General features: G+C 35.9%; 22 protein-coding genes. 19 read left to right on the top strand and 3 right to left on the bottom strand.

Going from position 1 to position 23102, the window contains the following annotated elements:
• The 5 genes from BUB91_RS05960 to BUB91_RS05980 all read left to right on the top strand — a co-directional run bounded on the left by BUB91_RS05960 (position 1) and on the right by BUB91_RS05980 (position 5104).
• Entirely contained in the window at positions 1 to 414 is a 414-nt protein-coding gene (locus BUB91_RS05960; RefSeq protein WP_073098213.1) for a nuclear transport factor 2 family protein, read from the top strand.
• Positions 415 to 474: 60 nt separating this feature from the next.
• A complete protein-coding gene (sucD, locus tag BUB91_RS05965) occupies positions 475 to 1347 on the top strand; it encodes a succinate--CoA ligase subunit alpha (protein ID WP_073098216.1) in 873 nt (290 codons plus the stop codon).
• Between the two features lie 119 nt (positions 1348 to 1466).
• Positions 1467 to 2213, top strand: coding sequence for a 3-oxoacyl-[acyl-carrier-protein] reductase (gene fabG / locus BUB91_RS05970; RefSeq protein ID WP_073098218.1), 747 nt, complete (start codon positions 1467 to 1469; stop codon positions 2211 to 2213).
• Positions 2214 to 2232: 19 nt separating this feature from the next.
• Positions 2233 to 4272, top strand: a complete 2040-nt coding sequence (locus BUB91_RS05975; protein ID WP_073098220.1) for a hypothetical protein — start codon at positions 2233 to 2235, stop codon at positions 4270 to 4272.
• Positions 4273 to 4288: 16 nt separating this feature from the next.
• Positions 4289 to 5104 (top strand): prohibitin family protein, encoded by an 816-nt coding sequence (locus tag BUB91_RS05980; RefSeq protein ID WP_073098222.1) that lies wholly within the window; start codon positions 4289 to 4291, stop codon positions 5102 to 5104.
• A gap of 63 nt (positions 5105 to 5167) precedes the next feature.
• Here the strand turns inward: BUB91_RS05980 and BUB91_RS05985 are convergent, their stop codons facing one another.
• Positions 5168 to 5761, bottom strand: coding sequence for a hypothetical protein (locus BUB91_RS05985; protein WP_073098224.1), 594 nt, complete (start codon positions 5759 to 5761; stop codon positions 5168 to 5170).
• On the bottom strand, positions 5761 to 6339 hold the full coding sequence (locus BUB91_RS05990; protein WP_073098226.1) for an OmpA family protein: 579 nt from the start codon (positions 6337 to 6339) through the stop codon (positions 5761 to 5763). The genes BUB91_RS05985 and BUB91_RS05990 overlap by 1 nt, the downstream gene beginning before the upstream one ends.
• A 420-nt stretch (positions 6340 to 6759) precedes the next feature.
• Between BUB91_RS05990 and hisG the strand changes: the two genes are divergently transcribed.
• From hisG to BUB91_RS06045, 10 genes are all read left to right on the top strand, one after another.
• Positions 6760 to 7617, top strand: coding sequence for an ATP phosphoribosyltransferase (hisG, locus tag BUB91_RS05995; protein ID WP_073098302.1), 858 nt, complete (start codon positions 6760 to 6762; stop codon positions 7615 to 7617).
• Between the two features lie 20 nt (positions 7618 to 7637).
• Positions 7638 to 8927 (top strand): histidinol dehydrogenase, encoded by a 1290-nt coding sequence (hisD, locus tag BUB91_RS06000; RefSeq protein WP_073098228.1) that lies wholly within the window; start codon positions 7638 to 7640, stop codon positions 8925 to 8927.
• Positions 8928 to 8929: 2 nt separating this feature from the next.
• On the top strand, positions 8930 to 9982 hold the full coding sequence (hisC, locus tag BUB91_RS06005) for a histidinol-phosphate transaminase (protein WP_073098230.1): 1053 nt from the start codon (positions 8930 to 8932) through the stop codon (positions 9980 to 9982).
• A 6-nt stretch (positions 9983 to 9988) separates the two neighbouring features.
• Complete coding sequence (hisB, locus tag BUB91_RS06010) at positions 9989 to 11146, top strand: bifunctional histidinol-phosphatase/imidazoleglycerol-phosphate dehydratase HisB (protein ID WP_073098232.1); 1158 nt, start codon at positions 9989 to 9991, stop codon at positions 11144 to 11146.
• A gap of 59 nt (positions 11147 to 11205) precedes the next feature.
• Positions 11206 to 11844, top strand: a complete 639-nt coding sequence (hisH, locus tag BUB91_RS06015) for an imidazole glycerol phosphate synthase subunit HisH (protein ID WP_083557852.1) — start codon at positions 11206 to 11208, stop codon at positions 11842 to 11844.
• A gap of 47 nt (positions 11845 to 11891) precedes the next feature.
• Entirely contained in the window at positions 11892 to 12113 is a 222-nt protein-coding gene (locus tag BUB91_RS06020; RefSeq protein ID WP_083557853.1) for a four helix bundle protein, read from the top strand.
• A gap of 97 nt (positions 12114 to 12210) precedes the next feature.
• Positions 12211 to 12978, top strand: coding sequence for a 1-(5-phosphoribosyl)-5-[(5-phosphoribosylamino)methylideneamino]imidazole-4-carboxamide isomerase (hisA, locus tag BUB91_RS06025; protein WP_073098234.1), 768 nt, complete (start codon positions 12211 to 12213; stop codon positions 12976 to 12978).
• Positions 12979 to 13285: 307 nt separating this feature from the next.
• On the top strand, positions 13286 to 14041 hold the full coding sequence (gene hisF / locus BUB91_RS06035) for an imidazole glycerol phosphate synthase subunit HisF (protein ID WP_073098238.1): 756 nt from the start codon (positions 13286 to 13288) through the stop codon (positions 14039 to 14041).
• 36 nt (positions 14042 to 14077) lie between these two features.
• Positions 14078 to 14671, top strand: coding sequence for a bifunctional phosphoribosyl-AMP cyclohydrolase/phosphoribosyl-ATP diphosphatase HisIE (gene hisIE / locus BUB91_RS06040; protein WP_073098240.1), 594 nt, complete (start codon positions 14078 to 14080; stop codon positions 14669 to 14671).
• Between the two features lie 457 nt (positions 14672 to 15128).
• A complete protein-coding gene (locus BUB91_RS06045; protein WP_073098242.1) occupies positions 15129 to 15818 on the top strand; it encodes a complement C1q domain-containing protein in 690 nt (229 codons plus the stop codon).
• Here BUB91_RS06045 and recQ read toward each other — a convergent pair whose 3' ends face one another.
• Positions 15819 to 17933 (bottom strand): DNA helicase RecQ, encoded by a 2115-nt coding sequence (gene recQ / locus BUB91_RS06050; RefSeq protein ID WP_073098244.1) that lies wholly within the window; start codon positions 17931 to 17933, stop codon positions 15819 to 15821.
• Between the two features lie 258 nt (positions 17934 to 18191).
• On the opposite strand from recQ, the gene BUB91_RS06055 reads away from it, so the two are divergent.
• From BUB91_RS06055 to BUB91_RS06070, 4 genes are all read left to right on the top strand, one after another.
• Positions 18192 to 19079 carry a carbon-nitrogen hydrolase gene (locus tag BUB91_RS06055; protein WP_073098246.1) on the top strand — a complete coding sequence of 296 codons (888 nt, stop codon included), beginning with the start codon at positions 18192 to 18194 and terminating at the stop codon, positions 19077 to 19079.
• Positions 19080 to 19082: 3 nt separating this feature from the next.
• Entirely contained in the window at positions 19083 to 20120 is a 1038-nt protein-coding gene (locus BUB91_RS06060) for an agmatine deiminase family protein (RefSeq protein ID WP_073098247.1), read from the top strand.
• An 88-nt stretch (positions 20121 to 20208) separates the two neighbouring features.
• Positions 20209 to 21555, top strand: coding sequence for a DEAD/DEAH box helicase (locus BUB91_RS06065; RefSeq protein WP_073098249.1), 1347 nt, complete (start codon positions 20209 to 20211; stop codon positions 21553 to 21555).
• 109 nt (positions 21556 to 21664) lie between these two features.
• On the top strand, positions 21665 to 22906 hold the full coding sequence (locus tag BUB91_RS06070) for an NAD(P)/FAD-dependent oxidoreductase (protein ID WP_073098251.1): 1242 nt from the start codon (positions 21665 to 21667) through the stop codon (positions 22904 to 22906).
• Positions 22907 to 23102: the final 196 nt, after the last annotated feature.

Genomic DNA, 23102 nt, shown 5'->3' on the forward strand with positions numbered 1-23102 from the left:
ATGAGTAAATCAGCTAAAGACCTTGTGAGAGGTTTATATGAATCAGACTTTTTTAATGATTCTAGTGTTCTAAAGCAATATTTGCATGAAGATGCAGAATTGTATTGGAATGCATCTACCGGTTTCTCAAAAATGACTTATAGCGATATTGCTGATATGTCTTCAGAAATGGGGAAATCATTTATCTCACTCAGGTCGTCAATCAGTCATTTGATCGCAGAAGATGATAAGGTTAGTGCCCGTCTTACTTACTATATCAAAACTGTAGAAAACCCTGAAGAAGAAGTAGGCATAATCCATTTTATGGCGATTTGGGAATTAAAAGATGGTTTGCTCTATAAAGGCTATCAGATAAGTCAGCCTAGTGATGAAGATCCTCATAATAATGATGCACACATCCGTATAAAGTCATAAAAATCCTTTAGCATTCATCTATAAAAATTTACTTTTGTTACCACAAAATTCAAACAACTCATGAGCGTTTTAGTAAATAAAGATTCCAAAATAATTGTACAAGGTTTTACCGGTAGTGAAGGTACTTTTCACGCGGGTCAAATGATTGAATATGGCACAAATGTAGTGGGTGGTGTAACTCCGGGTAAAGGAGGTCAAAGCCATTTAGACAAGCCTGTCTTCAATACTGTTGAAGAAGCTGTAAAAGAAACCGGAGCAGATGTATCTATCATTTTTGTTCCGCCGGCATTTGCTGCTGATGCGATTATGGAGTCTGCTGATGCAGGAATTAAAGTAATTATTGCAATTACTGAAGGTATTCCTGTTTCAGACATGATTAAAGCCGCTGATTATATTAAAGATAAAGATTGCAGACTTATAGGTCCTAACTGCCCAGGTGTTATTACTCCGGGAGAAGCTAAAGTGGGTATTATGCCAGGTTTTGTTTTCAAAAAAGGAAAAGTAGGTATCGTTTCTAAATCAGGAACACTTACTTATGAAGCTGCAGATCAAGTTGTAAAACAAGGTTTAGGTATCACAACTGCAATAGGTATAGGTGGAGATCCAATCATCGGTACTACTACTAAAGAAGCTGTAGAATTGCTTATTAACGATCCTGAGACTGAAGCTGTAGTTATGATTGGTGAGATAGGGGGGCAGTTAGAAGCTGATGCCGCACGTTGGATTAAAGCTAGCGGTACTACAAAACCGGTAATAGGATTTATCGCTGGTGAAACTGCTCCAGCTGGTAGAACGATGGGGCACGCAGGTGCAATTGTTTCTGGTGAAGGTGAGTCTGCTGCAGACAAGAAAAAAATATTAAGAGAAAACGGAGTTCATGTCGTTGATTCTCCTGCAGAAATAGGTAAAAAAGTAGCTGAGCTTTTAGCTTAATTTTTACCACTTTTATTTTGAAACCGACACCTAATGTGTCGGTTTTTTTATGAGCAAACAGTTCAAGTTTGCTATATTTACCGCTGTTCAAACTAACTAATATTTGATACTCAATTAGAATGAAACTTTTAGAAGGAAAGAATACAATTATAACGGGTGCTAGCCGCGGAATAGGGAATGGTATCGCAAAAATTTTTGCAGAAAATGGTGCTAATATAGCATTTACATACAGTTCTTCTGCTGGACCGGCTGAAGAATTAGAAAAAGAATTAATCGCTTTAGGAGTTAAAGCTAAAGCCTATAAATCTAACGCAGCTTCTTTTGAAGAATGCCAGGAGCTTATTAAGCAGGTTTCAGAAGATTTTAATTCTATTGATGTGTTGGTTAATAATGCCGGGATTACAAAAGACAATTTATTGATGCGTATGAGCGAGGAAGACTTTGATAAAGTTATTGAAGTTAACCTAAAGTCTATTTTTAATATGACTAAAGCCGTACAACGTACGATGCTGAAACAACGCTACGGAAGTATCATCAATATGAGTTCTGTTGTAGGAGTTAAAGGTAATGCTGGTCAGGCAAATTATGCTGCTTCAAAAGCAGGTATAATAGGTTTTTCAAAATCTATGGCTTTAGAATTAGGTTCTCGTAACATACGTACAAACGTAGTTGCTCCTGGTTTTATCGAGACTGAAATGACTGCTAAATTAGATGAAAAAACAATTGCTGGTTGGAGAGATGCAATTCCATTAAAACGTGGCGGAACTCCTGAAGATATTGCTAATGCGTGTGTTTTCTTAGGAAGTGATATGAGTGCCTATATTACTGGTCAAGTGCTTCAGGTAGATGGCGGTATGCTAACCTAAACATTATACAATAAAATCTATGGCAGCATCTACAATTCTATACATTACCCTTTGTGGGCTTATAGCTTTAGCTGCTGCCATTTTTTTTTACTTCTATAAGCCACAACGTTCAAAACAAGTACGCTTCTTACTCAGTACGCTTCGATTTTTCACTTTGCTTTCGGTGCTTATTTTGCTTGTAAATCCCAGTTTTAAGCAAATCACGTATACTACTATAAAGCCCAAACTAGCATTGGCGATTGATGATTCCAGATCAATGAAATATCTGGGAGATACTACTCAAATTCAATCGGTTTTCAATTCTTTTTCCGAAGACAAAGATTTAAACAATCGCTTTGATATTGATTATTATAGCTATGGAAAGAACCTTCAAACTTTTAGAACACTAAATTTTAATGAAGGTCAGACAGATATTTCCAACAGTTTAAAAGATTTAAATCAGATTTATAAAGGGGTTGATTATACTCCCGTTATTATTACTGATGGGAATTCAAATCTAGGCGCTGACTATCGCTATACAGCGCAAGAAAACAATAATACTCTCTATTATTTTTTAGCTGTAGGGGATACTTTGGCTTATGATGATTTGAGCTTAGATCGTATTAATTCTAATAAGTATGCGTATCTAAATAATGAGTTTCCTGTTGAATTAATCACGACTTACACAGGAGGATCTGATGTGAAGGCGACAATTTCAGTTTCTCAAAATGGTAGAATAATTTATAAAAAGGAACAGACCTTTACTTCAGAAAACAGTATACAGCGTAATAATTTCTATCTGAATGCTGCTTCAGTAGGAGTACAGCGGTATCAAGTAACAGTTAGTGGACTCGAAGATGAAAAGAACCTGGAAAACAATACTCAAAATTTTGCTGTTGAAGTTATAGATCAGCGTTCAAACATTTTAATTGTTTACAGTGTTTTGCATCCTGATTTGGGAACGCTAAGAAAAAGTATTGAAAGCAATCAGTTAAGAGCAGTTACATTAAAAGAGGTTTCTGAGGTCAATTTGACAGCGTTGACTGAATACGATTTGGTTATTTTATTTGAACCCAAACGTTCTTTCTCTTCGATTTATTCTGAATTGAATAAACTAAACAAAAATCGTTTTACAATAAGTGGTACTCAAACAGACTTAGGCTTTTTAAACAGCATTCAGCAGACTGTGACTTTACCTGTAAATAATGAGTCAGAATTGGTTCAGCCTTATAAAAATGGAACTTTTAATACTTTTCAAGTTGAAGAACTTACATTTAATAACTACCCTCCATTAACCAGTGTATTTGGAAACATTCAGTTTAGTGGTAATGCTGATGTTCTCTTTTACCAACGTATAAGCGGTGTAACAACTCAAAATCCATTGCTTGGAGTTACTGAAATTTCTGGATTAAGAGAAGTGTTTTTACTTGGAACAGGAATTTATCAATGGCGTAGTCAAAGTTACCTAGACAATCAAAGCTTTGAAGATTTTGATAATTTTATAGATAAGTTGATTCAATATTCAGCTTCTAATCAACGTAGAAAAAGACTTGAAATTGATTATGAACAATTTTATTACAGAGGACATACAATAAATATTCAGGCTCAATATTTTGATAAAAATTATGTATTTGATCCCGGCGCTTCGCTTCAGATTGAATTGAAAAATGAAAATTCAGAAGAAACCTATCAATCTCCCCTCGTGTTTAAAGGATCTGCATACGAAGTAGAATTATCTAATTTAGAACCCGGAGACTATACATTCCGTATAAAAGAAATCAAACAGCATATAAGCTCTGGTGGCAGTTTTACAATTATTCCTTTTGATTTAGAACGGCAGAGCCAAAATGCAGATTTTCAGAAAATGAAAACCTTGGCAGAAGAAACTGGCGGAAATATTTATATACTTAAAAACTACAGACAACTTGTTGACGAACTGCTAAATAGCGAGCAATTTACTCCTGTAGAACGAGCCGTTAAAAAAAACGTACCTTTAATCAACTTCTTTTGGTTATTAGCATTTATCGTTGCTTGTCTAACCACAGAATGGTTCATTAGAAAATATAACGGACTTATATAAATAAAAATTACATTTCATGGAAAGACTGCCCAAAGTAGGAATACCCATTATTCTTGGTATAATAATTTTAATTGTAATAATTGCAAAATCAGTAGTTACAATAGATTCAGGTGAAGCCGGAGTGCTTTACAAGCCTTTTGATGATGGTGTTGTTACTGACGAACCTCCTTTAGGTGAAGGTTTCCAAATTGTAGCTCCCTGGAATAAAGTATTTATTTACGAAGTCCGGAGACAAGAATTAAAAGAGATAATGAATGTACTTTCATCCAATGGACTTGATATTAAATTGGAAGCTTCAGTATGGTATAAGCCTCAAGCTACAAATCTTGGTAAATTGCATCAGGAGATAGGTGAAGACTACTTAAACCGAATTCTTTTGCCTACCATAAGATCTGCGGCAAGATCTGTTGTGGGGCGTTATACTCCAGAGCAGCTCTATTCATCAAAAAGAGATGCTATACAAGCTGAAATATTTGATGAAACTCAAAAGATTATCAAAGATCAATATATTGAATTGGATGAAGTTTTGGTACGCGATGTTACTTTACCGGCTACTATAAAAGAAGCTATAGAGCGTAAACTGAAACAAGAACAAGAGTCTCTTGAATATGAGTTTAGATTGATTTCGGCTCAAAAAGAAGCAGAACGACAGGTTATAGAAGCGCAAGGTAAATCTGACGCAAACCGTATTTTAAGTCAATCTCTAAATGATCAGATTTTAAAAGACAAAGGTATAGAAGCTACTTTAAAACTTTCTGAATCTCCTAATTCTAAAGTTATTGTAATTGGGTCTGGGGATAGTGGCTTACCAATTATTTTAGGGAATAACTAAAATAATCTATTAGTTATTCTTCGATCTTTGCATAAAAAAGCGAATCTTGATTGATTCGGTTTTTTATGCTTTTTTCATTTGCGCCGAACGGTCTCTCCGGAGCTTCATGCGTTGCTTAGCTTGTTCAAGCATTTGGGCTTTAGAAACCCAATTATCATTTACAATACGATCTGGGAAAAATTGAATGAGTTCGGTTACAATTTCAATATCATGAGCATTGAACTTACTAATTTGATCATATGTAAAAATCCCTATAGTATTTAGTTTTTCTTCAGTGTAGGGACCAATACCTATTATTTTTTGCAGATCATCTGCATCTTCGCTATCTGCAAATCCTATTCTAGAAAAATCAAGTTCTCCTGTATTTGCTTCGGGAATATCATAAACTTTAGGTTCTGTGGAGCTTTTTTGATTTTTAGCAGCAATATCATCTGACTCATCAAAATTATTTTCATCAGAATCCAGTTCAACATCCGTAGATTTTGAGGATAATTTTTGACGTAGAAGGCTTATTTTTTTTATGAATTTACTTTTTTGGTGATAGAATGCAAAAAAGTATCCTATAAGAAAAGATATAAGCATTAATACCGCTACTTCAATAAAGATGAAGGGTATTGAGATATTATCGTTGGTCTGTGTATATAGAAAACTAAGCATTAATTAAATATCAATTCATATCTGTTATTCAACTTAATTTTATCTTCCATATCTCTTGTATAGAGTGGATCGTCTTCACCTTTAGAATACGCAAAAACCTGATTTTCAGGTAAATTAAGGCTTTTTATTAGAAATAACCTAATCTTTTCTGCCTGATCAAGAGCGAGTTCATAATTATCTCTATCATCTCCTATATGGTCAGTATATCCTATAATATCAATTCGGGCTTGTGGTTTTGCTTTTAATTTAAGTTTTACTTTAGCTAAAAATTCTACTGCATTCTGGTCTCTTACCAGTCTCGCCATTTTAAATACAGGTCTAAATGTTATATCAACATTGCGAGCAACTGACTCAGTTTTTACTTCAGCTTGTTTTAATTTTGCTAACCTGAGGCGTTCTTGATCTTCCTCCATAGCTAGTTTATTACGTTTTAGCCTTTTCTGTAACTCTTCTATAAACTTGTCATTCGTTCTGGAGTTGTTAATACTGCTATCTGAAAACTTATTTTTATCATTTATTTCAGAATCTCTGTTTGCAATAGAATTATTTGATTGAGAAGATTCTAGAGAATCAATCATCAGTTTTTGAGTGTTAATCTCAACTGTTGTATGCTTAATAAAAAGACTATTTCTATTTATTGAATTGCTAGAATTCAGAAAATATAGACCTACTACGCACCAACATACGAATACGGAAAAGGCTATTAAGAAATTTCTCATTATTTCTGAATTTACTCAAAAATAACACATTGTGATAAAATGATCATCAGTTGGTTAAATCTATTCGATATAATGAAGGTTAATCGTATTTTTTTTTTAAATTCGTCTCAGATTTATGAAAAGAACAGCATTACATCATCATCATTTTTATTCACGCACTCAAGCGAGGTAAAGATGTTGTATTTGTAATTCACGTATAAAAATAACAATAACCCGTTTGAGTCATTCAAACGGGTTTTCTGTTTAGGATGGCTCAAGCTAACAAACCAAACTAAAATGATTAAAAAAATTAGAATTGCTATTCAAAAGTCGGGAAGACTCAATGAAGACTCCCTGCAAATTTTAAAAGATTGTGGTGTTTCTATAGATAACGGTCGCGATCAACTCAAGGCTAACGCTGCAAACTTTCCGCTTGAAGTGTTTTATTTGCGCAATGGTGATATTCCACAATATTTGAGAGACGGTGTTGTAGATATTGCTATTCTTGGCGAGAATGTTTTAATTGAAAAAGGTGACGATATTGCCATTGCACAAAAGCTTGGCTTTTCAAAATGTCGTGTTTCGCTTGCGTTACCTAAAGGAACCAAATATGATTCTGTAAAGGACTTTGAAGGTAAAAAGATTGCAACGTCTTACCCTAATACTGTATTAGGTTATCTTTCTCAATTTGGTGTAAAAGCTGATTTACACATTATAAATGGTTCTGTTGAAATTGCACCAAACATTGGTCTTGCAGATGCTATTTGTGATATTGTTTCCAGCGGAAGCACGCTGTTTAAAAACGGACTCAAAGAGGTTGAAGTAATGCTTAAATCTGAAGCCGTACTTGCTGTTTCTTCTAAAATAGATGCTGAACGTCAAGAGATCTTAGATAAGCTCCTTTTTAGAATTCAATCTGTTTTAAAAGGTCGCGATTATAAGTATGTATTGCTTAATGCACCAAATGAACGTTTAGATGAAATTATTAAAATGCTTCCGGGGATGAAAAGTCCTACGGTTTTACCACTTGCTGAGGAAGGTTGGAGTAGTGTACACTCGGTAATTGATAAAAATGAATTTTGGGAGGTTATAGATAAATTGAAAGATTCTGGAGCTCAGGGAATTCTGGTTAGTGATATCGAAAAAATGGTCTTGTAATTTCGCTAAAGCTAAAAGCTATGAATAAAATAGAAAATCCAGACCGTTCTACTTGGGCTGACATTCTTAAACGCCCAACACAGACTTACGATCAGATTGAAAGTACTGTTCTTGAAATCTTTGATAATATTAAATCTTATGGTGATTCTGCTGTCAAACAGTATACAGAGAAGTTTGATGGGGTTCTAATTAATAGTCTCGAAGTACAGCAAGAAGAAATAAATTTTGCTGTAAAAGAACTTTCACTAGAATTAAAGGAAGCGATTGAGCTTGCAAAAAAAAATATAGAAGTATTTCATAAAGCTCAAAAAACAGAACCAGTGCGTGTTGAGACTGCTCCTGGTGTAAAATGCTGGCAAGAGAAACGACCTATTCAAAAAGTGGGTCTTTATATTCCCGGTGGTACAGCTCCGCTTTTTTCGACAATTTTAATGCTTGCAACCCCAGCTAAAATTGCAGGATGCAAAGAAGTTGTTTTGTGCACTCCGCCAGATAAACAAGGAAATATCAATCCGGCGATTTTGTTTACTGCTCAACTTTGTGGTATAGATAAAATTTACAAAGTAGGAGGTATTCAGGCCATTGGCGCAATGACTTTCGGTACTGAAAGTATTTCTAAAGTTTATAAGATTTTTGGTCCCGGTAATCAGTTTGTAACAGTTGCTAAGCAAATGGCTACAAAATACAATGTGAGTATAGATATGCCGGCTGGACCTTCAGAATTATTGGTTGTTGCAGATGATACTGCAGATGCTTCTTTTGTTGCTTCAGACTTATTGAGTCAGGCAGAGCACGGCGTGGACAGTCAGGTGATTTTAGTTTCGACCTCAAAAGGACTTATTGTTTCTGTTGAAGATGAAATCAATACCCAATTGGTTCAACTTCCGCGTAAATCTATTGCAGAGAAAGCTATAGCAAACAGCAAGCTTATTTATGTTGAAAACCATAAAACAGCACTTGAATTGATAGATGAATACGGCCCGGAACACTTTATCGTTGCTACAAATGACAATGCATTTTACGTAGATAATATCGCTAATGCCGGTTCGGTTTTTATTGGAAATTACACACCGGAAAGTGCCGGTGATTATGCCTCAGGTACCAATCACACGTTACCAACAAATGGGTATGCAAAACAATACAGCGGTGTAAATCTGGATAGTTTTATGAAGAGTATGACCTTTCAGGAGTTATCTCAAGAAGGTATAAAGAATATAGGAAACGCTATCGAGTTAATGGCTGAAGCAGAAGGCTTACAGGCACACAAAAATGCGATTACTTTGCGTTTAAACAAATTGGCTAAAGAATAATTATGAGCACTTCAACATTCAATTTAGACAGGCTGGTGCGTGAAAATGTTTCAAAACTAAAGCCGTATTCTTCAGCACGTGATGAGTTTAAAGATTTTAATGAGGATATGGTTTTTCTGGATGCCAATGAGAATCCGTATAATAACGGAGTGAACAGGTACCCCGATCCGCAGCAGATTACTTTAAAGCAGCATTTATCATCTGTTAAGCGTGTTCCGACAGATCAGATTCTATTAGGAAATGGTAGCGATGAAGTTCTTGATTTATTATTTAGAGCTTTCTGCGAGCCTAAAAAAGACAACGTTATTACTTTACCGCCAACGTATGGTATGTATAGTGTGCTGGCAGCTACAAATGATATTGCCAATAGGGAAGTATTGCTTACGGAAGACTTTCAACCTGATGTAGCGCAAATTTTAGAGCAGGTAGATCACCAGACTAAAATGCTCTTTTTATGTTCTCCTAATAATCCTACTGCAAATAGTTTTGAAGCGGAAACGATAACTGAATTATTGGAATCATTCAAAGGAATAGTCGTAATTGATGAAGCTTATGTAGATTTTATGGAAGGCGAAAGTTGGTCTACAAAACTTCAGGAATATCCCAATCTGGTTATTATTCAAACCCTTTCAAAAGCCTATGGTTTAGCGGGAATCAGATTAGGAATTTGTTATGCTTCCGCAGCAATTATAGCGGTGCTTAACAAAATTAAACCGCCATATAATGTAAACGAACTCACTCAGAAAAAAGCTTTAGAACGCATTTTGGATTTTGAATCGGTTGCAACGGAGATTAACTCAATTTTAAAGGAAAGAGACATCTTATCTAAAGTATTACTTGAGGTGAGTTTTGTTGAAAAAATATTCCCTAGTGAGGCTAATTTTATTTTAGCTCGTGTAGATGATGCTGATAAAAGATATAATGAATTAATCAAAAAAGGAATTGTGGTGCGCAATAGAAGTACGCAGGCGCTTTGTGAAAATACATTGCGTTTTACAGTGGGGACTTCGACTGAAAACAAGAAATTAATTGCTGCATTAAAAGAACTAGTTTAAAAAATTATGACCACCGAAACTACCACCAAAAAACAAAAAGTGCTGTTTATAGATCGTGACGGGACGATTATAAAAGAACCACTCGGTTATCAGGTTGATGCCTTTGATAAAGTGACTTTTTATCCCAAGGTTTTTAGCTACTTGAGCAAAATTGCAAATGAGCTCGATTATAAACTCGTGATGATAACCAATCAAGATGGTTTAGGGACTGATATTTTTCCTGAAGACACCTTCTGGCCGGTACATAATTTCATTTTAAAATCCTTTGCAAATGAAGGTGTGATTTTTGACAAGGTTTTTATAGACAAGACCTTCCCGGAAGAAAATGCCAATACGCGTAAACCGGGAACCGGTATGCTTACCGAATTTTTCTCTGAAGAGTATGATCTGGAAAACAGCTTTGTTTTTGGAGATCGTCTTACAGATATTGAACTGGCAAAAAATCTGGGAGCAAAGGGTATTTTTATAAATGATCATACTGATTTAGGTTCTGAAGAGATTACTATTAAACGTGAAGAATTAGAGAAATTCATTGCTCTTGAAACTAACGATTGGCAGGAGATTTATGAGTTTTTAAAGTTGGAAGAACGCACCGCATCCATCTCAAGAAAAACAAATGAAACTGATATTGAAATCGAACTCAATCTGGACGGGACCGGAAAAAGTGATATCAAAACAGGTTTGGCCTTTTTTGATCATATGTTAGATCAGCTGGCACGTCACGGCTCAATGGATTTAAAAATTCATGTAAATGGCGATTTGGAAGTTGATGAACATCACACCATAGAAGATACAGCGATTGCTCTAGGTGAAGTGTTTGCCAAAGCTTTAGGGAACAAACTTGGTATAGAGCGCTACGGTTTTTGTTTGCCTATGGACGACTGTTTGGCGCAGGTAGCAATTGATTTTGGAGGCCGAAACTGGTTGGTTTGGGAAGCAGATTTTAATAGAGAAAAAATAGGAGAGATGCCTACCGAAATGTTTTATCATTTCTTTAAATCCTTTACCGATGGGGCAAGAGCGAATCTGAATGTAAAAGCCGAAGGAACTAACGAACATCATAAAATAGAAGCGATTTTCAAGGCCTTTGCAAAAGCAATAAAAGTAGCTGTAAAACGTGATCCTGATAAAATGGTATTGCCTAGTACAAAGGGAATGCTTTAAGGTCCCCCTAGGAACTGTTAATTACAACTTTGCTTAGGCAAAGTTTGAGAGTTTAATTTATGATTGAAACAAAAAATACACAGAAAGAATCACAGTCAACTCCCCCTTCGGGGGCTGGGGGGCTCGTAATTATAAACTACGGCGCCGGAAACATACAAAGCATCAAATTCGCGTTTCAACGTCTGGGAATTGATGCAGTGCTTTCTGACGATGCTGAAAAAATAAAAGCTGCAGATAAGGTTATTTTCCCTGGTGTGGGTGAGGCGAGTAGTGCTATGGCAAAATTAAGAGTTACGGGTTTAGATAAGATTATCCCGAACTTAAAACAGCCAGTTTTAGGTATTTGTCTGGGGATGCAATTGATGTGTAAACATTCTACCGAAGGAGACACCACCGGACTTGGGATTTTTGATGTAGATGTGGTGAAGTTTTCAAAAGAGGTAAAAGTTCCGCAAATAGGCTGGAATGAAATTACAGACTTACAAAGTGAATTATTTACTGACATTCCTGAAAACTCACATATGTATTTGGTGCACAGTTTTTATGCACCGAAATGCACCGAAATGATTGCAACGACAAATTACGAACTAGACTATGCCTCGGCTTTGCAGAAGGATAATTTTTACGGTGTGCAATTTCACCCGGAAAAGTCAGGTGTTGTAGGTGAACAAATACTTAAAAACTTTTTAGACTTGTAATTGATTATTTGGTATTTCTTATTTAGCATTAAACCCTTAGTAATCAAATGGAAAGAGGTTCAGGTTTAATTATAGATAATAAAGCAGAGGGATTTGACTGTGATGGAAACAGAGAATTTATAAATTTCTTAAGCTATTCTAAAGGAGGTGCAAGAGAATTGAAGTCTCAACTTTATAGATGTTTTGATAAAGAATTGATAACAAAAGATCAGTTTGAAGAGTACTCTTTAAAATGTCAAGAATTGCAAAATAAATTGGAGGTTTTATGAATTATTTGAAGAACTCGGAATTCAAAGAGTCGAATTTTAAACGCTAGAGTAGTTTTTTAAATAACTAACAATGAATGATGAATCATAACTTATTAAAATGCGAATAATACCCGCTATAGATATCATTGACGGAAAGTGTGTGCGTCTTTCTAAAGGTGATTATGACACAAAAAAGATTTATAATGAGAGCCCGTTAGAGGTTGCTAAAGAATTTGAAGCACACGGAATCGAATTTTTACACCTTGTTGATCTGGACGGCGCTAAGAGCAAGCATATTGTGAACCATAAGGTTTTGGAACAAATCGCTTCACAAACCCGTTTGAAAATAGATTTTGGAGGCGGACTCAAAACAGATGATGATCTGCGTATCGCTTTTGAAAGTGGCGCCAAACAGATAACCGGAGGAAGCATTGCGGTAAAAGATAGAGATACTTTTAAAAATTGGTTGACCAAATTTGGAGCAGATAAAATTATTCTGGGAGCTGATGCTAAAGATGAGAAAGTAGCCGTTAGCGGCTGGTTAGAAGAATCTAAAGAAGAATTGATTCCGTTTATACAGGAGTATCAAAAAGATGGCGTTTCCTATGTTATTTGCACAGATATCAGCAAAGACGGAATGCTAGAAGGTCCTTCGTTTGATTTATATACCAAAATATTGGAAGAATGTCAGGTTGAGCACAATCGTGATAGCGTCAGTTTGAGCGCAGTCGAGAACCTAAAGCTAATAGCTTCCGGTGGAATTTCACATTTCGACGAGTTGCCAAAACTAGCAGAATTAGGTTGCGAAGGAACGATTATCGGTAAAGCGATTTATGAAGGAAGAATCTCAATGAAACAGTTGGAAGGATTTATATTGAAACATTGAAAAACCGCATTAGCATATTAGGTGTTTATGTATCGATATATTATTTCGTAGTTATCCTATTTACTATCTGGTTTAGTGCATTCAGTAATGATCCTTGGGGATTTGGAATTTTCGGAATCCTAGGTTTGCTAATCCTAGGATTACCATTGGTATTCATAGAAGCATTCCTAATGTTTTTAGATCATAAAAAGCTTAAAAATAGTATCGCAGCTTTACTATGTATAGTATTTTCTTATTTCATTTTTATTGAAATGGGACTTTTAAATTAAGTTTTCCGCCTTCGCGGAAAAGAAAAAATAGATTTATAATGCTTACAAAACGTATAATACCTTGTTTGGATATAAAAAAAGGTCGTACCGTTAAAGGGGTTAATTTTGTTGCTTTACGTGATGCCGGTGATCCGGTCGAGTTGGCAGCGAAGTACGCTGAAACCGGTGCAGACGAACTTGTTTTTCTTGATATTTCGGCAACTGAGGAGCGTCGTAAAACCTTAGCTGATTTGGTTTTGCGCGTTGCAGAAAAAATAAATATTCCGTTTACGGTAGGTGGCGGGATTTCTTCTGTTGAAGATGTAGATATTTTGCTTCATAATGGTGCTGATAAAGTTTCGATTAACTCTTCCGCAGTGAAGAATCCGCAATTGATTAATGATCTGGCTGCAAAATTTGGCTCACAATGTGTTGTTGTTGCGATAGATGCTAAACAAATCAAAGGTAAATGGACCGTGCATCTGGTAGGTGGTAAAGTGCCTACAGAATTGGATTTGTTTGAATGGGCTCAGGAAGTGGAGCAACGTGGCGCAGGAGAAATCTTGTTTACGTCAATGGATCACGACGGTACAAAAAATGGTTTTGCAGATGAAGCGTTGGCAAAATTGAGTACCTTATTAAATATTCCCATTATTGCTTCAGGAGGAGCGGGGACGATGCAGCATTTTACAGATACGTTTATCAACGGAAAGGCTGATGCAGCTTTGGCGGCAAGTGTATTTCATTTTCACGAAATTGATATCTCAGAGTTGAAACATGTATTAAAAAGTAAAAATATTCCGGTACGGATTTAAATAGAATTTTCGCCTTTGCGAAATAACTCAAGAGTTATGAAAATTAATTATGATGAAAAAGGCCTGGTGCCTGCAATAATTCAGGATGCTAAAACCAATACGGTTTTGATGTTGGGTTATATGAATGAGGAAGCGTATCTCAAAACTAATAAAACTAAAAAAGTAACCTTTTACAGCCGTAGCAAACAGCGTCTTTGGACTAAAGGTGAAGAAAGTGGTAACTTTTTAAATTTGGTTTCTATTAAAAACGACTGTGATAATGATACATTATTAATTCGTGTCAACCCGCAAGGTCCAACCTGTCATACAGGAGCGGACAATTGTTGGGGTGATGAGAATGAGCAGTCTTTTGGTTTTCTTACAGAGCTTGAGCAAACCATTGCAGAACGTAAAGCCAATCAGGATAACGAAAAGAGCTACGTTGCAGATCTTTTTAGAAAAGGAATCAATAAAATAGCTCAGAAAGTAGGTGAGGAAGCGGTAGAAGTTGTGATTGAAGCTAAGGATGAAGATGATAAGCTTTTTCTAAATGAGAGTGCCGATTTACTTTTTCATTATTTGATTCTCTTGAAGGCAAAAGGTTTTGGACTTAAGGATATTGAACAGGTTTTAATAGATCGAAAAAAATAATAACAATACACTCACTCGTATTTTAAAAAGGATAAACTTACTAAGTCTATCCTTTTTTCTATTTTGAGAAATTTTTCAGCATCAGTTTGACGTTTTACATCAGAATAAATATATGTTTTATCTTATTTAGGGTTTAAAAAAAGACGATTTTATAAGATTCTATTAAAAAAAGTTAATTCAGTTATATTTTACTTGTCGATTTTTTTTAATACTTACTATAATAATTAATAAATCAGTTTAAAGAATATCAATAACATTTTATTAACAAGATAAGTACTACTAAATTAAGATTTATTAAAATACTTCATTTTGATTAGACATCAGTAATTTACAAGTAACAAGATGATGGTTAAAGGATTTAGGAGATGTTTTAAAGGGAATAACCACCTACTTAAACGCTTGCACTTGCATTTAATCGTATTAATTGGGAATTTAGAAGAGCCAATTAAAACTGTTTATGCGAAAAATTTTACTTCTGTTTTTTGTAATGTACAATATGTTAGTTTTTAGTCAGGTAGGTGTAGGTACAACAGAGCCACATCCTGATGCGATGCTTGATATAAATGGAGCATTACGCATACGTTCATACGGTGAAGGTAGCGATAACTCTGCTAAAGATTCTATCGCCGTTCTTGATGGTAGAGGCATTGTTCACCGAATTGCTACTAAAAAATTACTAGCTAATATGGATAAGTCGCTAGTTAAGGCTAAATTAACTACAAATTTTGCAATTACACTAGGATCGTATGTACCTATAAAGTTCAATTCTGAAGATTTTGATATTAAGGGAGAATTTGATACTGCTACAGGTTTATTCACTGCATTAGATTCTGGTATTTATAGAGTTACATCTCAGATTAAAACAACAGGTGTTTCTGTAGGAGATTTGGGTTTAGCTATTTATAAAATAAATTCAGCAGGCAGTGTAGACACTAAAATTGCTGAAGAACGATTTGTGAATGTTGGTGTAGAATTATCTATTTTACTAACAGTTAATGTATCTCCTCCTACACGGACGGTATCTACTTTAGTAAAGTTAGATGCAGGGGAAAAAATTAACTTTAGATTATATTCATTAGTTTCTCTTAATCTATCAGGAACTACAGATGGCTATGATTCTTTCTGCACGATTGAACAAGTTCGCTAATTAGCTTTCCATTTCTATCAATGTCAATGCTAATCGTATTTTATAATACGGTATCTTCTCTTCAAAATGTTCAAAATACGGCTTGAGTCCGTCTGGGTTATCTAAAGTTTTTTTGGCTGACTGTATCTGTTCAACTTCAGATCTGTTTACATAATTATATAGATCCAGATCAGCGCCGTCTTGTGCTAGTTTTGCCAGATGTGAATACACAGTTGTGTCCTTCAAGTCTCTTTTTTGAGCAATCTCTTCTATTGAAAGTCCGTCTTTCAACATATTAAAAGTAACCTGATGCGTTGCTGTTTTATTGCCTTTCTTTTTTAGCTTTTGCTGTTGAAAGTCTAGAATAGCATCAATAAAAGCATCTCCATAAACATCTAGTTTACGTTGACCAACACCACTTATTTCCAGAAGTTCCATTTCGGTAGTAGGACGAATCCGTTCCATCTCTTTTAAGGTTTTATCACTAAAAACCAGATAAGCCGGTATTTCTTCCTCTTTAGCTATTTCAGATCTAAGCGCTCGAAGTTTCTCAAAAAGATCATTCCCTTTTTTGATTTTAGGTTTCTTTTCGGTTTCTACTTCTTGTTTTATCGCTTCAGTAGGATGCGTAAGACGTACTTTTTTTCCTTCAAATAAAACCGCTCTGCTGGATGCTGTTAAATGCAGACTATTTCTCAAGTGAAACGCAATCTCACAATATCCTTGATTAATAAGTTGCAGCATATAGTGTTGCCAGTCTTTCCAAGAAATATCAGCGCCTATTCCATAGGTGCTAATTTGATCTAAATCATTATCTAGAATTTGAGCATTTTTAGCTCCGCGTAAAATATCTATGATAACACCAATAGGCTGACTTTCGTTAGCTCGAGCAATCGTAGAAAGTGCTTTTTGAGCTAAAATAGTTCCGTCAAAAAAATGTGGTGGATTCTTGCATACGTCACAGTTACCGCAATCCTGCTCTAGAAATTCCCCAAAATAACTCAATAATATTTTACGTCTGCACGTAGTCGCTTCGGCATATTGCTTCATACGGTCTAGCTTGGCATTTTGTACTTCCTCATTTCCAGCTCCTTGTGTAAAGCGGCGCAATTGTAAAACATCTGCATAACTGTGAAAAAGTAGCGCATGAGATTTTAGTCCGTCACGACCGGCTCTACCAATTTCTTGATAATAGCCTTCCAGGTTTTTAGGCATATTGTAATGAATCACCCAGCGTACATTAGACTTGTCAATCCCCATTCCAAAAGCAACAGTTGCACAAACCACCTGAGTTTTGTCATAAATAAAATCTTCCTGAACTTTATTGCGATCCTCAAAGCTCAACCCGGCATGGTAGGAAGTAGCTTCAATACCTTCAGCCTTTAAAGATTCAGAAACACTTTCTGTGGTTTTTCGGCTCAGGCAATAAATGATTCCGCAAGTATCTGGTCTTTTGGCTAAAAAGCGTTTGATCTGATCCAGACGTTTATCTGCTGCACGAACTTCTAACGTGATGTTTTTTCGGTCAAAAGAACTTAAAAATTGTTGCGCGTAAGAAATATTGAGTTGGTCTGCGATATCCTGACGTGTAGCCTTATCTGCGGTAGCCGTTAAAGCAATAACGGGAGTCTTGGGGAGGGTTTTCTTTAAAAATCCTAATTGTTGATAAGAAGGCCTAAAATCATGTCCCCAGCTAGAAATACAATGTGCCTCGTCAATAGCAACACAACTGATGTAATTTTCATTAAGAATAGGGGATAAGCCGGCCAAACTTTCGGGAGCGACATAAAGTAATTTTAATTTGCCTTCTGCCGCCTTGTCGATTATACTTTGCTGAAGCCTAGCATCCTGACTGCTGTTGTAAAAATCAGCTTCAATACCGTTTGCTTTTAGACCATCTACCTGATCTTTCATCAAAGCAATCAACGGAGAAATAACAAGCGTCAATCCTTTAAAATGTAGTGCTGGAAGTTGATAACAAATGGATTTTCCGCCACCGGTAGGCATAATGACAATCGCATCATTACCGGCTAGAACGGTCTCTATAATCTCACTTTGTTGATTTCTAAAACTATCGTAACCAAAGTAGGTTTTAAGCGTTGTAAGCAGAGTAGATTTTTCGATTTCAGCGGCCATAATAATCCTTTTTTACAAAAAAAGGAATTTTTAAGCAAATCTGTATCAATTTAAGTTTTAAATAAATTCTACTGAAACTTTATCGAATTTAAAGCCGTTAAGCTAACGTTATATAAACCCTAAAATCTATATCTGATTTTTAAACAATATGCATTTTTACATAAGCAAATTGAAGAAAGCATAATTCTCAATCTTATGCTTTATAAATCCGTAAGAACTTTGCTATAGCGTTTAAATTAATTAGTAAACTTGTTTTGTATGAAAGCTAGAAAATATACCATTGCTGTACTGCAATTAAACCTTAATAATACAGCAGAAAAAAATCTGGAGAAGTGTAAAAAATGGGTGCGTGATGCCGCCGCTGAAGGCGGAGAGGTCATTTGCCTACCCGAATTATACAGCAGTCATTATTTCTGTCAGGATGAAGATGTTGACAATTTTAAATACGCAGAACCACTTTACGATATTTCTTTTACCGCTTTTAGTGAACTGGCTAAAGAGCTTGGAGTGGTGATTATCGTTCCGTTTTTTGAAAAACGTATGAGCGGAATTTACCACAATAGTGCGTACATAATAGATACAGACGGAAGCGAGGCCGGTTTATACCGCAAAATGCACATTCCTGATGATCCTCATTTTTATGAGAAATTTTACTTCACTCCGGGAGATTTAGGTTTTAAAACAATCAAAACTAAAAAAGCAGATTTAGGTACCTTGATCTGTTGGGATCAGTGGTATCCCGAAGCGGCTCGATTAACTGCTCTACAAGGTGCCGAAGTTTTATTCTATCCTACAGCAATAGGCTGGCACCCTCAGGAGAAAGCACAATTTGGAGTGAATCAGCACGGTGCTTGGATGAATGTGATGAAAGGTCATGCGGTGGCGAATGGAGTTTTTGTAGCAGCAGCTAACCGAATAGGTCTGGAGCAATACATTCCAGATACAAACGGAATTGAATTTTGGGGACAGTCTTTTATTTGTGGTCCGCAAGGCGAAATTTTAGCGCAAGCTTCAGTAGATCAGGAAGAACTCTTACTCGCAGAAGTAGACTTGGATCTTCAGGAAAATGTACGTCAGAATTGGCCCTTTTTTAGAGATCGAAGAATTGATTTTTATGGTGAAATAACCAAACGAGCACTTGATTAACATATGAAAAACAACAGACGTTTACCGGCAGAATGGGAAAAGCAACAAGGAATTCTTTTATGTTTTCCCAGTAACGGTAACGACTGGCCTGGTAAATATCAGGCGGTGCAATTTGTTTTTGTAGATTTTATAAAAAAAATAGCAGAACACGAGACGGTTTTTCTTTTAGTGGGTCGTGAAAGCATCAAAGAAAAAGTGATAGCCTTACTTGAAGCAGCTCATGCGAATAGGAGTAAAATCACCTTTATACTTCAAAAAACAAACCGAAGTTGGATGCGTGATTCTGGACCAATTATTGTTAAAAATAATGATGAGCGGGAGGCGTTGGATTTCAATTTTAACGGTTGGGCAAAATATGGGAATTTCAGGTTAGACAAGATGGTACCGAAACGTATTTCAGATTTTTTAGGAATTCCTTTACAACGGGTTTGTTATAATGGCAAACCCGTAATTCTAGAAGGTGGAGCGATAGATACTAATGGAAAAGGAACACTTATCACTTCAGAAGAATGCCTGATGGATCAACAGAAACAAGTACGTAATCCAGGTTTTACTAAAGCGGATTATGAGGCTGTTTTTAAGGAGTATTTTGGCATAACCAATACGATCTGGGTGGGTAGCGGTATAGACGGGGATGATACACACGGTCATATTGATGATTTATGCAGATTTGTCAATGCTACCACAATTGTAACGGTGGTAGAGCACGATAAAAAAGATAAAAATTACACACCGCTTCAAGAGAATTTAAAGCGTTTGCAGCAAGCAAAACTTGAAGACGGTTCTTCACCTAAAATCGTTGAGCTACCTATGCCGCGTCGCCTGAACTATGAAGATCTTAGGCTTCCGGCGAGTTATGCCAACTTTTTAATTCTCAATCATTCTGTATTAGTGCCTACTTTTAATGATGCTAAAGACCGCATAGCCCTTTCAATTCTGGCAAATCTTTTTCAGGATAGAGAGATCATAGGTATAAGTGCTCACGACCTGATCTGGGGACTAGGAACCTTACATTGCTTAAGTCAGCAAATACCCGCCTAGAACGGTTTTGCGAAAGCTAAAAATCCTATTTTATTTTCCTCAGAAACCAACCCGTTTAAAAACGTACCTTTGCAGCAAAATATGAGTTATGCAATCTTTTGAAGATTTTAAAATCAATAAGCAATTACGCTACGCCATTGAAGATCTTGGTTTCTCAGAGCCTACACCTATACAGCAAGAAGCTTTTGGGGTTATTCGCTCAGGGAGAGATGTTGTGGGCATTGCGCAGACCGGTACGGGTAAAACCTTTGCATATATGTTGCCGGTGCTAGAAGGTTTAAAATTTTCAAAACAAATAAATCCTCGGGTTTTAATTTTAGTTCCTACACGAGAGCTGGTTTTACAGGTTGTTGACCAGATTAAAGAATATGGAAAATACAGTACGATTAGAGTTCTTGGTGTTTATGGGGGGACAAACATCAATACGCAACGACAAGAAGTAGCTCAGGGATGTGATATTCTTGTGGGAACTCCCGGAAGGCTTTATGATCTTGCTGTGAGTAGAACGTTACAGCTTAAATCTATCAAACAACTCATTATTGATGAAGTTGATGTGATGCTAGATTTAGGATTCCGTTTTCAGCTGGTAAATATTTTTGACCTGTTGCCACCACGTCGGCAAAATATTATGTTTTCGGCTACGATGACTGATGAAGTTGACGAGTTGATGGATACTTTTTTTACCGCTCCAGAGCGTATTCAGGTTGCTTTGAGCGGTACGCCGCTTGATGCAATAGAACAGCATTATTATGAGTTGCCTAACTTTTATACTAAGGCAAATCTGCTTATTAAAATACTTAAAGACAAAGACACCTTTAAAAAAGCTTTAATCTTTGTTTCAAATAAAAAACATGCAGACCGCCTTTTTCAAACACTAGAAGAAGTTTACGGGGATGCTGTAGGTGTGATTCACGCTAACAAAACGCAGAACTATCGTATTAACGCTATTGAGCAATTTGATGCCGGAACCTATAGAATTTTGGTAACTACAGATGTGATGGCTCGCGGACTCGATCTGGATCAAATCACGCACGTTTTTAATACAGATGTGCCGCGTTTTCCTGAAAACTATATGCACCGCATAGGACGTACCGGTCGTGCCGGAACAACCGGTAGCAGTTATTTGTTAGGATCTCCTGCTGAGACAGACCGCAAAGAGGCAATAGAAGAATTGATGGAAATGAAAATCCCTCAATACGAAGTGCCTGAAGAACTTGAAATTTCTAAACGTTTGCTTCCTGAAGAGGAGCCAGATTATGTAGAAATAAACAATCCTACGAAACGTAATGAGGAACGTGGAGCTAGCTTCCACGAGAAAAAAGAAAAAAATAGAAAGGTAAATTTAGGTGGTAAATACAAACGTGAGATCGCTAAGAAGTATAAAAAACCAAAAACACGCGGTGACAAAAGCTTTAACCGTAGGTATAAAAAATAGTCTTATTTTTTATAAGATAAATTTTAAAGGTTAAAATAGTACAGATTTCAAGTTGACCATTTAACAAAAAAACCTATTTTTAGGTTTATTGATTTAGCCCAAATCAACTATGCCTGGAAACAACTCAATTTACATTGTAGGAGCAGGAGTGAGTGGACTTATAGCCGCTACTATTCTTGAAAGAAATGGTTTTTCTCCAATCATTTTGGAAGCTTCAGACCGCGTAGGTGGTCGTCTCAAAACAGATATCTTAGATGGGTATCAGCTAGACCGTGGTTTTCAGGTAATGCTTGATGCATACCCTAAATCCAAAGAATATTTAGACTATAATAGCTTAGAATTACAGAAACTTATTCCGGGAGCTGTAATTTTTGAAAACGGCAATAGTCAGACCCTTGGTGATCCCTTAAGAGCACTGTCTCTCGCTATTCCTACTGTTTTAGCTGCCTCGGGTAGCATACGCGACAAAATTAAAGTTTTACGTTTAAACAGCGATCTTGCCTCAAAAGATTTTGAGACTATATTTAATACAGAAGAAAAAACAACTTGCCAATATCTGCGTGAATATGGCTTTTCAAATCGTTTTATAGAAGATTTTTTCAAACCCTTTTTTACCGGAATATTTCTTGAAAAAAACCTGCAAACTTCTAGTAGAATGTTTGAGTTTGTTTACAAAATGTTTGGTGAAGGCCTTGCTGTGATTCCTAAAAGTGGAATGGAAGCCATACCAAAACAGTTAATGTCAGATCTAAAAAATACAACCTTTAAGTTCAATACACCGGTTCAGGAAGTTAAAGATGGTATGATAACCTTAAGTGACGGAACCCATTTAGAAAGTTCGGGTATTATTATCGCTACCGAAGCGAGTCAGCTGGTGACTAATTTGAAGAACCAACAGACTACTTGGAAAGCGGTTGATTGTTTGTATTTTGAAGTTGAAAAAGTTGTTTTAGATAAACCAATTATAGGTTTGTTTTCTGAAGACGGACTTGTAAATAATATTTTCTATCCCAGCATTGTGGAGACCGAAAGTAAAGGAGCTCATCAATTGCTATCAGTTTCAATAGTTAAAGAGCATAATCTTACCGAATCTGAACTTATAGATCAAATAGAGCAAGAATTAGAAAAACAAGCTAAAATTAAAACTATTCGATTTTTAAAACGATATACCATTCCAAAAGCTTTACCTAAACTTGAAAATTTAAAATACAGTATTGATCCCGGTGAAACCCGTCTAACCAATTCGATTTTCTTAGCTGGAGATCAATTGCTTAATGGTTCTTTAAACGCTGCAATGATGACTGGCGAGCGAGCAGCATTAGGGTTGATTCAGGTTCTAGGCAATAATTAGGACCAAAATATTTACTTTTACGGATAAGCTTGTAAATTATGTCTAAAACTAAAATAGCAATAGCTCTAGGAAATATTATTCTCTTTTTAGGAATTATATTATACAGATGTCATAGAAGCTGAATTGACAATTAAAGCTTTTATGGTGCCTGCATTTTTACTTCTTGGGTCTCAATTATCAATTAGTGATTTGTTTA

It is taken from the genome of Leeuwenhoekiella marinoflava DSM 3653 (genome assembly GCF_900129005.1).
GTDB classification, from domain to species: Bacteria; Bacteroidota; Bacteroidia; order Flavobacteriales; family Flavobacteriaceae; genus Leeuwenhoekiella; species Leeuwenhoekiella marinoflava.

What these genes read in the sequence shown, in the direction of transcription:
- BUB91_RS05960 (WP_073098213.1), top strand. Translation starts at nt 1, where the DNA reads ATGAGTAAATCAGCTAAAGACCTTGTGAGAGGTTTATATGAATCAGAC.
- sucD (WP_073098216.1), top strand. Translation starts at nt 475, where the DNA reads ATGAGCGTTTTAGTAAATAAAGATTCCAAAATAATTGTACAAGGTTTT.
- fabG (WP_073098218.1), top strand. Translation starts at nt 1,467, where the DNA reads ATGAAACTTTTAGAAGGAAAGAATACAATTATAACGGGTGCTAGCCGC.
- BUB91_RS05975 (WP_073098220.1), top strand. Translation starts at nt 2,233, where the DNA reads ATGGCAGCATCTACAATTCTATACATTACCCTTTGTGGGCTTATAGCT.
- BUB91_RS05980 (WP_073098222.1), top strand. Translation starts at nt 4,289, where the DNA reads ATGGAAAGACTGCCCAAAGTAGGAATACCCATTATTCTTGGTATAATA.
- BUB91_RS05985 (WP_073098224.1), bottom strand. Translation starts at nt 5,761, where the DNA reads ATGCTTAGTTTTCTATATACACAGACCAACGATAATATCTCAATACCC.
- BUB91_RS05990 (WP_073098226.1), bottom strand. Translation starts at nt 6,339, where the DNA reads ATGATTGATTCTCTAGAATCTTCTCAATCAAATAATTCTATTGCAAAC.
- hisD (WP_073098228.1), top strand. Translation starts at nt 7,638, where the DNA reads ATGAATAAAATAGAAAATCCAGACCGTTCTACTTGGGCTGACATTCTT.
- hisC (WP_073098230.1), top strand. Translation starts at nt 8,930, where the DNA reads ATGAGCACTTCAACATTCAATTTAGACAGGCTGGTGCGTGAAAATGTT.
- hisB (WP_073098232.1), top strand. Translation starts at nt 9,989, where the DNA reads ATGACCACCGAAACTACCACCAAAAAACAAAAAGTGCTGTTTATAGAT.
- hisH (WP_083557852.1), top strand. Translation starts at nt 11,206, where the DNA reads ATGATTGAAACAAAAAATACACAGAAAGAATCACAGTCAACTCCCCCT.
- BUB91_RS06020 (WP_083557853.1), top strand. Translation starts at nt 11,892, where the DNA reads ATGGAAAGAGGTTCAGGTTTAATTATAGATAATAAAGCAGAGGGATTT.
- hisA (WP_073098234.1), top strand. Translation starts at nt 12,211, where the DNA reads ATGCGAATAATACCCGCTATAGATATCATTGACGGAAAGTGTGTGCGT.
- hisF (WP_073098238.1), top strand. Translation starts at nt 13,286, where the DNA reads ATGCTTACAAAACGTATAATACCTTGTTTGGATATAAAAAAAGGTCGT.
- hisIE (WP_073098240.1), top strand. Translation starts at nt 14,078, where the DNA reads ATGAAAATTAATTATGATGAAAAAGGCCTGGTGCCTGCAATAATTCAG.
- BUB91_RS06045 (WP_073098242.1), top strand. Translation starts at nt 15,129, where the DNA reads ATGCGAAAAATTTTACTTCTGTTTTTTGTAATGTACAATATGTTAGTT.
- recQ (WP_073098244.1), bottom strand. Translation starts at nt 17,933, where the DNA reads ATGGCCGCTGAAATCGAAAAATCTACTCTGCTTACAACGCTTAAAACC.
- BUB91_RS06055 (WP_073098246.1), top strand. Translation starts at nt 18,192, where the DNA reads ATGAAAGCTAGAAAATATACCATTGCTGTACTGCAATTAAACCTTAAT.
- BUB91_RS06060 (WP_073098247.1), top strand. Translation starts at nt 19,083, where the DNA reads ATGAAAAACAACAGACGTTTACCGGCAGAATGGGAAAAGCAACAAGGA.
- BUB91_RS06065 (WP_073098249.1), top strand. Translation starts at nt 20,209, where the DNA reads ATGCAATCTTTTGAAGATTTTAAAATCAATAAGCAATTACGCTACGCC.
- BUB91_RS06070 (WP_073098251.1), top strand. Translation starts at nt 21,665, where the DNA reads ATGCCTGGAAACAACTCAATTTACATTGTAGGAGCAGGAGTGAGTGGA.